The following is a 12,813-nucleotide window of genomic DNA, read 5'->3' as shown; positions in this document are numbered from 1 at the left end:
ATACTGCCTTTATCTCATTTATCTGTTGAAGGTGTAGCCTACGGTCCATTCAATAAAGTCCGCCTTGCCTTTATGCGCTTTAATGGAAACACCGGCATTGATGTTTTCATACACATAATAGCGAGCTCCAGCTCGCAGGAAGATACGTGTTATCTCGCCGTTAAAGTACTGCTTGTGCAGGTAATACCCAACGTTTCCATTTAAGATCAAATTCCGTGTCAATACATGGGCGAGGTAGTAAGACGGGCCGTAGGAGAGCTTAGCGCTCAGCTGCCCGCTCTTGTCACCGGCAATTTGATCGCTATTACCCGATTCGGAGTAGAATAGATCAAAGCCGGCGCCCATCCGCCACTTATGAGACACGTGCTTACTGGCGTAGGCACTCATAGTCATTTTCAGAAAGCGGTGATCGATATCGCGTTCCAATTGTTTCCAGCCCATGCCGTAGTTCACATGATAGTGTATATTGTCGCTGTATGGTTCAATCTTACTTTTGTCCGGCAAAACGTTCTCTCCATTGGGCTGGTAGGTGATCGATGCGGTAATCGGAACCAGATTGACTCCCTTGTTTGGCAGGCGCATGGCTCCGTTAGAAAAATGATGGAAAGCCAAACCTGCACCGGCACGCCAATTCGCATTAAGCTTATACTGTGCGCGAATCCCCAAATCGATAAACACGTTATTACGCGCTCCGATAACTACATTCAACGGATTTGTTTCTTCATTATAAGGCCTGAAGTTTCCGGAAATACCTAAACCGATACGGTAGTCAAATCCCCAACGTTTGTTTTCCAAGTTGCCAAAAGGCGATTGCATAAAGCCGTACAGGGCATATGGGCTGCCGATAATATCGGTATTGAAGGTACTACTATATAAACCCACACCATAAATAGGGTTGTTGTATAGTGTAAAGTATTGATCGTCTGAATGCTGTATCTTCCAGCCCACCTTGAGGTTTACGCCATTGTAGTAAGCATGCTGAAACGCAGTTTCTTTAACTTCTTTTGAAGCTATGATTCCACCATTTTCAACCTCTAGTTCAATGATAAGCGGATTTTTTGCCGATTTTGCGGTTTGCAAGGTGTCAGTCTGTGCCGCGCTACGTGTGGCCCATAGTAGTGCGATCCCTATAATATACTGTGTTTTTTTCAATGTTACTTCCAAATATTTGATAACTTAGCGCGCAAAGTTATTAATTTCTGAGAAATTACAATGCCATAATTCCTTTTTGAGGTGTTCAATCGGCAGTATTTACGTTAGTATGTCAAATTTCCTAGTTATCTTATTTTGTTTGTTCGCCGGATATCTGTTAAAAGAACGGAAAATTGTGCGTGCAGATGGCTTCAAAAGTATTAATACGTGGATAGTCTACATTGGTCTACCGGCTACGTCGTTCCGTTATTTGCCGGGGCTACATTGGGATGACCGTTTCCTGTTATTGCTCTTGGCGCCAGTGTTTATCTTACTGGGCGCCATCGTATTTATCAAGCTATTGCAACGACGGATTGGCTTTTCTCGGCGAACGGCGCATACCTTGATGCTGGTATCCGGTTTTAGCAATACCTCCTTCGTCGGCTTTCCCTTGGTGGCCAGTTATTTTGGGGATAAGCAGATCAGCTGGGCTATCATCAGCGACCAGATGACTTTCTTTCTGCTATCTGCAGTGGGCACGGTCATCGCCCTAAAGGGCACGGCCGGCAACGGGAAAAACATCTCCTTAGCCGACCTGTGTAGGCGGGTGTTATCATTTCCTCCTTTGTGGGGATGTATGGCGGCCTTATTGCTTCCTCGCTTTATAGATCTCGATCCACTACAGCCTTTTTTTGCACAGCTTGCCGGAACTGTTTCTCCCTTGGCTTTGTTTTCCATAGGTATGCAGCTTTCCTTCTCGTTCTATCGGTCGGAGATTTTCGCTGTAGGATTATCATTAACCTATAAACTGCTGCTGGGGCCAGCATTTTTGCTCTTGCTATGCTATGGCTTCGGCATGAAGGGGCAGATAGCACAAGTAGCTATTTTTGAAATGGCGATGCCCAATTTGGTGGCCACAAGTTTGCTGCTGCAACAGTTTAATCTCAATGCTAAGCTCGGGCATACGGTCATCGGCCTCAGTATTTTAGCTGGTCTGGGCAGCACCTGGCTGTTCTATCAGGTACTTGTTTTTCTTTTGTAACTTGATTGTTGTAAAGCGTGCTTAGTGTATTTTTTACAATATAATTTCTATATTTAGTTCCGATTTATAAAAATCTAGGTTAATGATAACTAATATGGTAAAGAAAAGCGCAATCGTTTTCAGTCTCCTAACGGTTGGCCTCATCGTAAATGCACAAACCAAACACGAGCGTTATGTGCAAAAGCTGGAAGGAACGAGTCTTCAGTTTTCTATGGAAGCAATCCCAGGTGGTGAATTTATGATGGGCAGTGAAAAAGGCGGCAAGGAAGATGAAAAGCCGGCCCACAACGTGAAGCTTTCGCCTTTTTGGATGAGCACCTTTGAGGTAACTTGGGACCTGTATGAGCCTTTTGTTTACAAAGACCTAGAAGCTACAAGAACCGTAAACGGAAAAGTCGATAGCGAGGTCGATGCCGTAACGCGCCCCACAAAACCTTATTTAGACATGACATTTGGTATGGGCAAAGAGGGACATCCTGCTTTGGCTATGACGCATTACAATGCCATTCAGTTTTGCAAATGGCTTTATGTGCGTACGGGTGAATTTTACCGTTTGCCTACAGAGGCCGAATGGGAATATGCCTGCCGCGCAGGATCGAAAACAGCCTATTACTTTGGCGACGATGCCGCCCAGCTACCTGATTATGCTTGGTTTGCTAGCAACAGCGATGGGCAAACGGCTGCCGTCGGTAAGAAAAAGCCCAACGCTTGGGGGCTCTTTGATATGTTGGGAAATGTTGCGGAATGGACTTACGACCAATACCACGCCGATTTCTATCAGCAGTTTGCCGGAAAAGTAAGTGAAAATCCAGTGGCGGTTCCGACAACACTTTATCCACACAGTGTGCGTGGTGGTTCCTTCGAGAGCCAGGCGCCAGACTTGCGTGCGGCGGCGCGCATGGCATCGGATCCTTTTTGGAAACAACTGGACCCGCAGATACCAAAGTCCAACTGGTGGTTTCCGGAGGCTCCATTCGTGGGCTTAAGACTGGTGCGACCAGCGGTAAAACCTACGCATGCGGAGATCATGGCTTACTATGACAAAGCTCCGATAAAAGACTTCTAACGAGAATATTATAAACGCTAAATAACTATGGATACTTTTAAAAGACGAGATTTTATTAAGACGGGCTCGGCATTGGCCGGCGCTACGGTTTTAGCCTCGACTCCTGTAGGCAGTGTTTTTGCTGCCGGATCTGATGAGATCAAAATTGCGCTTATTGGTTGCGGCGGTCGGGGAACTGGCGCAGCATTCGACGCATTTGCCTCCGGACAAAATATTAAACTGGTGGCTATGGCCGATGCTTTTCAAGATAATTTACAGTCTACCTACAATACGCTGAAGGAAAAGTTTGGCGATAAGGTGGATGTGCCGGATAGCCGCAAATATGTGGGCTTTGATGGCTATAAAGCGGCCATTAAAGATGCTGATGTGGTGTTGCTGACTACACCTCCCGGCTTTCGGCCTCTGCACTTTGAAGAAGCCGTGAAAGCGGGCAAACATGTGTTTATGGAGAAGCCTGTGGCGGTAGATATACCGGGAATTCGCAAGGTGTTAGCCGCGGCAGAAGAAGCTAAAAAGAAGAAATTAAATGTTGTTGTCGGCCTACAACGCCGCTACCAAACAAACTATAGAGAAGCGATCAAACGCATTCAGGATGGTGCCATTGGCGATGTATATGCTGGGCAGGTGTACTGGAACAGCGGTGGCGTATGGGTAAGGCCTCGCCAAGCGGCGCAGACCGAAATGGAATACCAAATGCGCAACTGGTACTACTTCAACTGGCTATGTGGAGACCACATCGTAGAGCAACATGTGCACAATATCGATGTCGCGAACTGGGTGAAAGGTAAATATCCGGTATCCATCCAAGGAACAGGAAGCCGAGCGCACCGCACGGGCAAAGAATATGGCGAAATCTACGATAACTTTGCGGTAGAACTGACCTATGATGACGGTACCGTGGTATATAGCCAGTGTCGCCATTTTGAAGGCATCTCGAATCGTGTGGATGAAACCTTCCAAGCTTCAAAAGGTCGGGTTTATCTATCGGCCGGTAACCAAGCGGTGCTTTGGGATGCCAAAGGCAACGAGATTTACCGACATGACCCCAAAGGCAATCCAAACGCTTACCAACAGGAACATAAGGAGCTTTTCGAGGCTATCGCCAAGAATGAATATAAATTCGACAATACGGAGTATGGTGCTTATAGCACGCTCACGGGAATCATAGGTCGTTTGGCCTGCTACACTGGAAAGGTAATCAAATGGGATAAAGCTTTGACATCGGAGATAGATCTTTCTCCGGCAGTGTATGCCTGGGATGCCAAACCGAAAATTACACCTAACGTACAGGGTGAGTATGCGGTGGCTATTCCGGGGATAAACACAGAGCTATACATCTAGAGGTTGTCGCGCTTGTTTACCATACTGATTGTCGTCCTTTTAGGTTGTCGTGTTTATGCACAACAACCTAAATTCGTTATTGAAGGTCGTGGACAAGGAACCACGTATAGCCTGCAGTACTATGCGGCTAGTGCCTTCATCACAAAGGAGTTGGTCGATAGTGTGCTTGCAGTGATTGATCGTTCCATGTCTTTGTATCTTCCGCAATCGTTGATCAGCCGCTTTAATGCTGCCGATCGGGAAGGGCTTGTCTTGGACCCGCATATGGAGCGCGTAGTTCGCCGCGCGATGCAGGTGCATCGTCGATCCAAAGGGGCATTTGACATAACGGTGAAGTCGCTAGTTAGTTTGTGGGGATTTGGTGCCGAGCGTATCGCGAAGCTGCCTACACAGTCGGATATCGATAGCGTAATGCAATTTGTGGGGATGGACAAACTAAGGCTACGGAAGCATAAACTTCGGAAGACCGATAGCCGCACGGCTATAGATCTTAATGGTATTGCGCAGGGCTACACGGTGGACGTATTGGCGGAGTTGTTGGACGATTATGGTATCGAAAACTATTTGGTGGAATTGGGCGGCGAAATTAGGAGCAAAGGCCTTAAAGCTGCACAACAACCTTTCGAAATAGCGATCGAAAGACCGGAAGGTGCACAGTCCTCGCGCTTTGTGTTGCAGTTGGTCGATAAATCGGTCACCACATCCGGAAACTACCGTAAGGTGTTTGACTATCAAGGTAAAAAGATTCATCACCATATCAATCCAAAGGATGGCTATCCACTGCAGAATAATGTAGCTAGCGTAACTGTGGTGGCAACAACAGCGATGGATGCCGATGCCTACGATAATGTTTTTATGGCTTTATCGCCGAAAGAAGGGGTTGCATTAGCCGACAAGTTGAAAGAAATAGAGGTTTATATTATTTACAAACAGGATAACGACTATAAAGAAGCTTTTTCGAAGGGCTTCTCCCGTTATATAAAGAATTAATGCGCATCCAATGAAAAGATCAGATTTTATAAAAAGTGGAGCTGCACTACTTAGTAGTTCGGTTCTTTTAAGCAATGAAAGTATGGCCGAAGAAAAGCAAATGGCAAACGGGGCAACGTTCAAACTAGACTATGCGCCCCACCAAGGTATGTTTGCCGCAACGGCGGGGAAGAACTTTGTCGATGAAATTAAATACATGCACGATCTAGGTTTCCGCAGTATCGAGGATAATGGATTGCCAGAACGTCCCTTGGATGAGCAGAAGAAAATTGGCGAAACCTTGGCGAAGTTGGGCATGCGCATGGGCGTTTTTGTGGTGCCGAAAGGTGGAAACGGAGCCAATACATTGGCGGCTGGCAAACAGGAATTTATCGATATCTTCCTAAAGGGATGCCGAGCGTCTGTAGAGACGGCAAAGCATGTCAATGCCAAGTGGGTAACGGTGGTTCCAGGCGATTATCAGCGCAATCTGCCGATCGGTGTACAAACGGCCAATGTGGTAGAGGCGCTAAAAAGAGGCGCGGAGATTTTTGAGCCACATGGCATCACCATGGTATTGGAGCCTTTGAGTGATACGCCTGATCTTTTCTTGCGTTTCACCGATCAAACCTACGAAATCTGCAAGGCCGTAGGGAGCCCTTCCTGCAAAATTTTATATGATGCCTACCATCAACAGAAGAATGAAGGCAATTTGATCAACTTCATGAATACCTGCTGGAGCGAGATTGCTTACATCCAGGTGGGCGATAACCCGGGCCGTCGCGAGCCTACAACGGGCGAAATAAACTATAAGAATGTGTTCAAATGGTTGAAAGAAAAAGGATATACCGGCATCGTTGGCATGGAACATGGCATGTCAAAATCAGGTGTGGAAGGCGAAAAAGCACTTTTGGCAGCTTACCGGGAAGTCGATAGCTTTCAAACTAAATGATTTTAGCAGCAAAATATTTTTGTTATTTACGAAGAAGTAATATATTTATACTATAAACCTATCATCAGATGTCAACATCAATAAGATTTAAACTCTCTTTTATGATGTTTCTCGAATTTTTTATTTGGGGAGCATGGTTCGTTACATTGGGCACTTTTTTAATTCAGAACTTAAAAGCATCGCAATTCGAAATCGCTAATGTATTTTCTACACAATCGCTAGGCGCTATCATCGCTCCTTTTGTGATCGGTATGATCGCTGACCGCTATTTTAATGCGGAGCGTATTTTGGGTATCTTACACCTCATCGGCGCATTTTTGATGTATCAAATGTATAATGCAGCTGATGTGACCGTATTTTATCCTTATGTATTGTCGTACATGATCCTGTATATGCCGACGTTATCGTTGGTGAATTCTGTTTCGTTCCGCCAACTGACGAATCCTGAAAAGCAATTTTCCAGCATTCGAATTTTTGGTACTATTGGGTGGATCATTGCAGGCTTGTCAATATCCTATATTTTCAAATGGGATTCCACAGAAGGTGCTTTGCGCAATACATTCCTGATGGCTGGCGTTGCGTCGGTAGTGCTAGGCCTCTTTTCGTTTATCTTGCCAAAAACACCTCCAGTAAAGATCAGCTCCGATGAGAAGCCTTCATTTGCTTCTATTATTGGCCTTGATGCGATCAAATTATTGAAAGACAAGAACTTCTTGATATTCTTTATTTCCTCGATCTTGATCTGTATCCCATTGGCATTTTATTACCAAAATGCAAATCCATTTTTAGCGGAAATTGGTTTGGCAAATCCAACTGGAAAGATGACGATCGGACAAATTTCCGAGGTTGGATTCCTGCTGTTATTGCCCGTGTTCTTTAGCAAATTTGGCTTCAAGAAAACCATTTTAGTAGGTATGTTGGCTTGGGCCGTGCGCTATTTACTATTTGCGTATGGCAACGCTGGCGATTTATCTTTTATGTTGATTCTTGGTATTGCCTTACACGGTATCTGCTACGATTTCTTTTTCGTATCCGGACAGATCTACACAGATAGCAAAGCAGGTGTGAAATATAAGAGCGCAGCGCAAGGTTTAATCACATTGGCGACCTACGGTGTAGGGCAGCTGATTGGGTTTTGGGTAGCTGGCTTTATTGGCGAAAAATACCAAGCTATTAAGGCTACCGATGTAGCACAGTTTTGGCAACAGACCTGGATCGTTCCGGCAGGAATAGCATTCGTGGTGTTGATTATTTTCATGGTGTTATTTAAAGACGAAAAAGTAGAGAGTAAAACAGTATAACATAAAACTAAATAGAAGAGATATGGCAGATAATGTTTATGACGCGATTGTCATTGGTTCCGGAATTAGTGGAGGCTGGGCGGCAAAAGAGTTAACAGAGAAAGGGTTAAAAACCATTATGTTGGAGCGTGGTAGAAACGTGGAGCACGTAAAAGACTATCATGCCAACAAAAATACTTGGGAGTATCCGCATAGAGGAGGACGCACCAAGCAGATGGAGGCTGATTACCCCGTATTGAAACGTGACTATCCCCTAAACGAGAAGAACCTCGATTTTTGGGTGAATGAGAAAGAAAGCCCCTACACGGAGGTGAAGCGTTTCGACTGGTTTCGTGGGTATCACGTTGGTGGACGTTCCTTAATGTGGGGACGCCAGAGCTACCGCTTTTCGGATCTCGATTTCGAGGCAAATGCGAAAGACGGACACGGAACGGATTGGCCAATCCGCTATGCGGACATCGCTCCTTGGTATAGCTATGCCGAGAAGTGGGCAGGTATTTCCGGAAACCGCGATGGTTTAGATGTATTGCCTGATGGCGATTTTCTTCCTCCGATGGACTTTACCATTGTCGAGAAAGATTTGGCCGATCGTTTGAAAAAAGAATATGGTAACAAACGTCACTTCATCATGGGACGTACGGCGAACATCACCAAGCCGCATCACGGACGTATCAACTGTCAATACCAAAACCAATGCTGGTTGGGCTGTAACTTCGGTGCTTACTTCAGTACGCAATCGTCTACCTTGCCACCAGCAATGGCTACCGGCAACTTAACGTTGCGTCCATTTTCTATCGTTACCAAAATCATCTACGATAAAGACTCTCAAAAAGCAAAAGGGGTAGAGATCGTGGATGCGGAAACAGGTAAAACCTACGAGTTCTTTGCCAAAGTAATCTTTGTATGTGCCTCGGCTTTCAACTCCACTTGGGTGTTGATGAATTCGGCAACGGATGTTTGGGAAGGCGGATTGGGAAGTAGCTCGGGTGAATTAGGGCACAATGCGATGGACCACCATTTCCGGTGTGGTGCGGGTGGCCGCATCGAGGGCTATGAGGATAAGTATGTATTCGGTCGGCGTCCGACGGGCTTGTACGTGCCTCGTTTCCAAAATGTACCGGGCGACGATAAAAAACGCGATTATGTACGCGGTTTCGGTTACCAAGGCGCAGCAAGTCGCGGCCGTTGGTCGGGCGAGATTGCTGAGATGAGCGTAGGTGGCGACTGGAAAGATGCCATGTTGGAACCCGGATCTTGGTCGGTAGGTTTCACCGCCTTTGGCGAGATTCTTCCTTACCATGAAAACAGAATCTTCTTGGATAAAGAGAAGAAAGATAAATGGGGATTACCGGTATTGTCTATGGACATGGAGATCAAGGACAACGAGCGTAAAATGCGCCCTGACATGCAGGAAGATATGAAGGAGATGTTGGAGCGAATTGGCGTGAAAGATGTCTATACCTACGATAACGAGTATAACTTCGGTATGGGTATCCACGAGATGGGTACGGCACGTATGGGTACGGATCCGAAAAACTCGGTATTGAATAAGCACAACCAAGTGTGGGATGCGAAAAATGTATTCGTTACGGACGGTGCAGCAATGGCGTCTGCAGCTTGTGTGAATCCTTCTTTAACCTATATGGCTTTGACAGCACGCGCGGTAGACTTTGCCGTTAGTGAGCTGAAGAAGGGAAATCTTTAATGAATAACAACGTAAACTTATAATAGCTGAAATGAAGGAAACGAACAATTCTCGTAGAGATTTTATCAAAAATGCGGCCCTAGCAGCGGCTGGTTTTATGATTGTCCCTCGCCATGTGCTTGGGGGCAAGGGATTCTTGGCACCAAGTGACAAATTGATGGTAGCCGGTATCGGTGTCGGTGGCAAAGGGCAAAGTGATATTGCTTCTTTCTACAAAAGTGGAAAGGCAGAAATTGCATTCTTATGTGACGTAGACGATCGCCGTGCAGCCAATTCGGTTAAGGCGTTCCCAAAAGCGAAGTATTATAGAGATTACCGGGAGATGTTGGATAAAGAGCACAAGCATATCGATGCAGTCTCGGTATCATCCCCCGACCACAACCACGCCATTCAGGCCTTGGCTGCTATGCAACTCGGCAAGCACGTGTATGTGCAGAAACCGCTTACGCACGATGTGTGGGAAGCGAGGGTATTGACTGATGCGGCTAAGAAATACAAGGTGGTCACCCAAATGGGAAACCAAGGTGCGTCAAACGACGGACCGCGGGAGATCAAAGAATGGTATGAAGCAGGCTTGATCGGTGATGTACACACGGTATATTGCTGGACAGACCGTCCGGTATGGCCTTCTGGTATTCCTTGGCCTAACCAAACGGCACAGGTGCCGAAAGAGTTGGATTGGGAGCTATGGCTCGGTACAGCGCCTAAAAAGGACTACATCGAGAAGTTGGTTCCTTTCAACTGGAGAGGTTGGTGGGATTATGGTACCGGTGCACTAGGCGATATGGGATGCCACTTGTTAGAGGTTCCTTTCAGCACATTGGGCTTGAAATATATCCAAGATGTACAGGCTACGGTCGGTACGGTATATGCTGATGAGTTCAAACGTGCGTATTACCCAGAAAGCTGTCCTCCGTCAAGTCACGTGACGATGACTTTCCCAAAAACTCCGAAAACTAGTGGACCAGTTACCTTGCACTGGATGGACGGCGGTATTCAGCCAACGCGTCCCGATGAGCTAGGACCAAATGAAATCTTTGGCGATGGCGGTAACGGTATCTTGTTGATCGGTACCAAAGGTAAAATTTTGGCGGATACCTATGGTGAAAATGCACGTCTATTGCCTACTACAAGAAAAGAGCAGGTGGCACAGAAATATGCGCGCGTAGAAGGCAAAGCCAATGGACACTATGGACAATGGGTGGAAGCGGCTATCGCCGGATATGGCAAGATGGAAGTGAGTGCTCCATTTGAAATTTCGGGTCCACTGACGGAAGCCTTGCTGATGGCTAATTTGGCTATTCGCGGTGCCGATCTACGTATCGACGGCAACTACCCAGGAAGAAACCTGAAATTGCTTTGGGACAACAACCAAATGAAGGTAACCAACTTTGATATTGTGAATCAATTTGTGAAACGCCAATATCGTCAAGGTTGGGAAGTAAATTACAATCTTTAAACTAAGAAACAATGAATAGAAGAGAGGCACTTCAACGTGTAGCCATGTTGATTGGTGGTTCGGTAATCGGAGCAAATCTGTTCCTAGAAGGATGTACCCGACCAGCGTCTAAAGACGTAGCAACATTATTCGAAAAGGAGAAAACGGATTTCTTGGGCGACCTTGCAGAAGCTATTCTGCCGAAGACATCTACGCCGGGAGCCAAAGAAGCAGGAGTAGGCGAATTTATTCCAGTCATGATTCGTGATTGTTATGAAGAGGCCGATCAAAAAGCATTCTTGGAAGGCTTGGCTGATGTGGATAACCGTGCCAAGAAAGAGTTTAGCAAATCTTTCAAAGAACTATCGAAAGAGGAACAGCTACAGTTCGTAAATAAATACGATAAGGAAGCCGCTGAATACCAGAAAAACAAGAAAGAGGATGAGCCTAACAATTTCTTCCATATGTTGAAGCAATTGACACTAACGGGCTTTTTTACCTCGGAAGTGGGCATGACACAGGCACAGCGCTATGTGAAAATCCCGGGTCGTTTTGACGGTAATTTCCCTTACAAAAAAGGGGATAAGGCATTCGCTTTTTAAGTAGATAACCTTAGTCGCGCAGGTTGCACGAATAAAAAGGTCAGGAATTATAATCTTTATAGTTCCTGACCTTTTATGTATATGGACAATGCTGCTGCTAGGCCTGATCGTATATCCTGTACGATATCTAGATACCTGCTTCCATCAAAAAGACGGTTTGATCGCCTCGTTTGATGGCAAAATGCAAGGCCGTATCGTCTAGCCGTTGATGAATCTCTACAGGCTCGCCCAACTTTAATTCTTTTAGGTAATTGATATCAATCGTTCGTAGTGGATGGCTTAGCACCCAGTCGGCTGGGAGGCTGTCCAAACACCAATCGGTGTATTTGACGTTGTTCACATGGTTTACAATATCCAAATCGGATAGCTTGGGAACATAGCTATGCTGTTCGTTGTAAGTCTCTTCTGCCTCCACGCGCTTCAGCGGCTCCCGTGTCGATAATGCCTCCGGACGGATAATCGCCGGATCTATCTTTGTCGCCAAATTTTCGGACTTCCGGGCTTTGGTATTGAACACTGCCCAAAAGCTGCTAACACCGATAATCTTCTTTTCGTTGCGATAAACCTCGAAGTTTCTGACCGATCTATTGCCCAGAAAGTCCTGTACCCAGGTCTTCACGGTAATTTCCTCCAAAAATCGAGGCAAACGATCAATTTCGATACGCACTCGGCTCAATACCCACGACTGGGAATTGGCGGCCATTTCTTGGTACCCAAAGCCTAAGGCTTCTGCATGGTCGGAGGCGGTTAATTGCAGCAGATTGCTTAGCTCACTGTACTTTAAGCGGCCATTGGCATAGCACTGCGTGAAATTCAAGCGGTACGTGTTTGAATAAATTGCTGTCTGCATAAGATAAATGTCATAATGTTTGTAATAATGTAAATAATTTGTGGTTATCTTTAAAATATAATGATGATTTTTTATATTTATTGAACAGAGAGTGTTATGGTTGTGTTATATTATTAACAAATTTTGCAATATGATTGGACAGATTATTGAAAAGGAGCACGTTATAGATTACAAGATCGTTCCTGCTGAAGTGGATAAAACACATAGTTTGCAAGACAAATTGCTGGCGGCGCAACGATTGGGTAATGAATTCAAGTCGAAGACGACCATTGTTTTTCAAACGGAAGATGGTCCGAAGCGTATCGAAACAACAGTTTGGTCGCTGACCGAGCGTTATATACAGATTAAAAGCGGTGTGCTTATCCCGCTTAGATCGATTATCGAAGTCGACTATTAAGCAACAAAAAAGCAGAACG

The 12,813-nt window shown here is 45.6% G+C and carries 12 protein-coding genes; 10 read left to right on the top strand and 2 right to left on the bottom strand.

The window, feature by feature from the left end; genetic code table 11:
- Nucleotides 1-18 precede the first annotated feature (18 nt).
- Nucleotides 19-1,152 carry an acyloxyacyl hydrolase gene (locus tag SCB77_RS02515; protein WP_320184852.1) on the bottom strand — a complete coding sequence of 378 codons (1,134 nt, stop codon included), beginning with the start codon at nucleotides 1,150-1,152 and terminating at the stop codon, nucleotides 19-21.
- 109 nt (nucleotides 1,153-1,261) lie between these two features.
- Here SCB77_RS02515 and SCB77_RS02510 point away from each other — a divergent pair, with 109 nt between their 5' ends.
- The 9 genes from SCB77_RS02510 (at nucleotide 1,262) to SCB77_RS02470 (ending at nucleotide 11,547) form a co-directional block, all read left to right on the top strand.
- Nucleotides 1,262-2,173, top strand: a complete 912-nt coding sequence (locus tag SCB77_RS02510) for an AEC family transporter (protein ID WP_320184851.1) — start codon at nucleotides 1,262-1,264, stop codon at nucleotides 2,171-2,173.
- Nucleotides 2,174-2,255: 82 nt separating this feature from the next.
- A complete protein-coding gene (locus tag SCB77_RS02505) occupies nucleotides 2,256-3,239 on the top strand; it encodes a formylglycine-generating enzyme family protein (protein WP_320184850.1) in 984 nt (327 codons plus the stop codon).
- Nucleotides 3,240-3,266: 27 nt separating this feature from the next.
- Nucleotides 3,267-4,580 (top strand): Gfo/Idh/MocA family protein, encoded by a 1,314-nt coding sequence (locus SCB77_RS02500; RefSeq protein ID WP_320184849.1) that lies wholly within the window; start codon nucleotides 3,267-3,269, stop codon nucleotides 4,578-4,580.
- Nucleotides 4,581-4,583: 3 nt separating this feature from the next.
- A complete protein-coding gene (locus tag SCB77_RS02495; RefSeq protein ID WP_320184848.1) occupies nucleotides 4,584-5,570 on the top strand; it encodes an FAD:protein FMN transferase in 987 nt (328 codons plus the stop codon).
- 10 nt (nucleotides 5,571-5,580) lie between these two features.
- Nucleotides 5,581-6,501 carry a hydroxypyruvate isomerase family protein gene (locus tag SCB77_RS02490; protein WP_320184847.1) on the top strand — a complete coding sequence of 307 codons (921 nt, stop codon included), beginning with the start codon at nucleotides 5,581-5,583 and terminating at the stop codon, nucleotides 6,499-6,501.
- A 68-nt stretch (nucleotides 6,502-6,569) separates the two neighbouring features.
- A complete protein-coding gene (locus SCB77_RS02485; RefSeq protein ID WP_320184846.1) occupies nucleotides 6,570-7,802 on the top strand; it encodes a nucleoside permease in 1,233 nt (410 codons plus the stop codon).
- A 22-nt stretch (nucleotides 7,803-7,824) separates the two neighbouring features.
- On the top strand, nucleotides 7,825-9,507 hold the full coding sequence (locus SCB77_RS02480) for a GMC family oxidoreductase (RefSeq protein WP_320184845.1): 1,683 nt from the start codon (nucleotides 7,825-7,827) through the stop codon (nucleotides 9,505-9,507).
- Nucleotides 9,508-9,538: 31 nt separating this feature from the next.
- A complete protein-coding gene (locus tag SCB77_RS02475) occupies nucleotides 9,539-10,966 on the top strand; it encodes a Gfo/Idh/MocA family protein (protein ID WP_320184844.1) in 1,428 nt (475 codons plus the stop codon).
- Between the two features lie 11 nt (nucleotides 10,967-10,977).
- Nucleotides 10,978-11,547, top strand: a complete 570-nt coding sequence (locus tag SCB77_RS02470) for a gluconate 2-dehydrogenase subunit 3 family protein (RefSeq protein WP_320184843.1) — start codon at nucleotides 10,978-10,980, stop codon at nucleotides 11,545-11,547.
- Nucleotides 11,548-11,674: 127 nt separating this feature from the next.
- Here SCB77_RS02470 and SCB77_RS02465 read toward each other — a convergent pair whose 3' ends face one another.
- On the bottom strand, nucleotides 11,675-12,397 hold the full coding sequence (locus tag SCB77_RS02465; RefSeq protein ID WP_320184842.1) for an acyl-[acyl-carrier-protein] thioesterase: 723 nt from the start codon (nucleotides 12,395-12,397) through the stop codon (nucleotides 11,675-11,677).
- A 130-nt stretch (nucleotides 12,398-12,527) separates the two neighbouring features.
- Here SCB77_RS02465 and SCB77_RS02460 point away from each other — a divergent pair, with 130 nt between their 5' ends.
- Nucleotides 12,528-12,794, top strand: a complete 267-nt coding sequence (locus SCB77_RS02460; protein WP_320184841.1) for a hypothetical protein — start codon at nucleotides 12,528-12,530, stop codon at nucleotides 12,792-12,794.
- The last annotated feature ends 19 nt before the right edge of the window (nucleotides 12,795-12,813 follow it).

The sequence above is a fragment of the Sphingobacterium bambusae genome (assembly GCF_033955345.1).
GTDB lineage: Bacteria > Bacteroidota > Bacteroidia > Sphingobacteriales > Sphingobacteriaceae > Sphingobacterium > Sphingobacterium bambusae.
This window is presented reverse-complemented; position numbering and strand designations above follow the sequence as displayed.

Coding starts and splice junctions, on each gene's coding strand:
- SCB77_RS02510 (WP_320184851.1), top strand. CDS start 1,262: ATGTCAAATTTCCTAGTTATCTTATTTTGTTTGTTCGCCGGATATCTG.
- SCB77_RS02505 (WP_320184850.1), top strand. CDS start 2,256: ATGATAACTAATATGGTAAAGAAAAGCGCAATCGTTTTCAGTCTCCTA.
- SCB77_RS02500 (WP_320184849.1), top strand. CDS start 3,267: ATGGATACTTTTAAAAGACGAGATTTTATTAAGACGGGCTCGGCATTG.
- SCB77_RS02490 (WP_320184847.1), top strand. CDS start 5,581: ATGAAAAGATCAGATTTTATAAAAAGTGGAGCTGCACTACTTAGTAGT.
- SCB77_RS02485 (WP_320184846.1), top strand. CDS start 6,570: ATGTCAACATCAATAAGATTTAAACTCTCTTTTATGATGTTTCTCGAA.
- SCB77_RS02480 (WP_320184845.1), top strand. CDS start 7,825: ATGGCAGATAATGTTTATGACGCGATTGTCATTGGTTCCGGAATTAGT.
- SCB77_RS02475 (WP_320184844.1), top strand. CDS start 9,539: ATGAAGGAAACGAACAATTCTCGTAGAGATTTTATCAAAAATGCGGCC.
- SCB77_RS02470 (WP_320184843.1), top strand. CDS start 10,978: ATGAATAGAAGAGAGGCACTTCAACGTGTAGCCATGTTGATTGGTGGT.
- SCB77_RS02465 (WP_320184842.1), bottom strand. CDS start 12,397: ATGCAGACAGCAATTTATTCAAACACGTACCGCTTGAATTTCACGCAG.
- SCB77_RS02460 (WP_320184841.1), top strand. CDS start 12,528: ATGATTGGACAGATTATTGAAAAGGAGCACGTTATAGATTACAAGATC.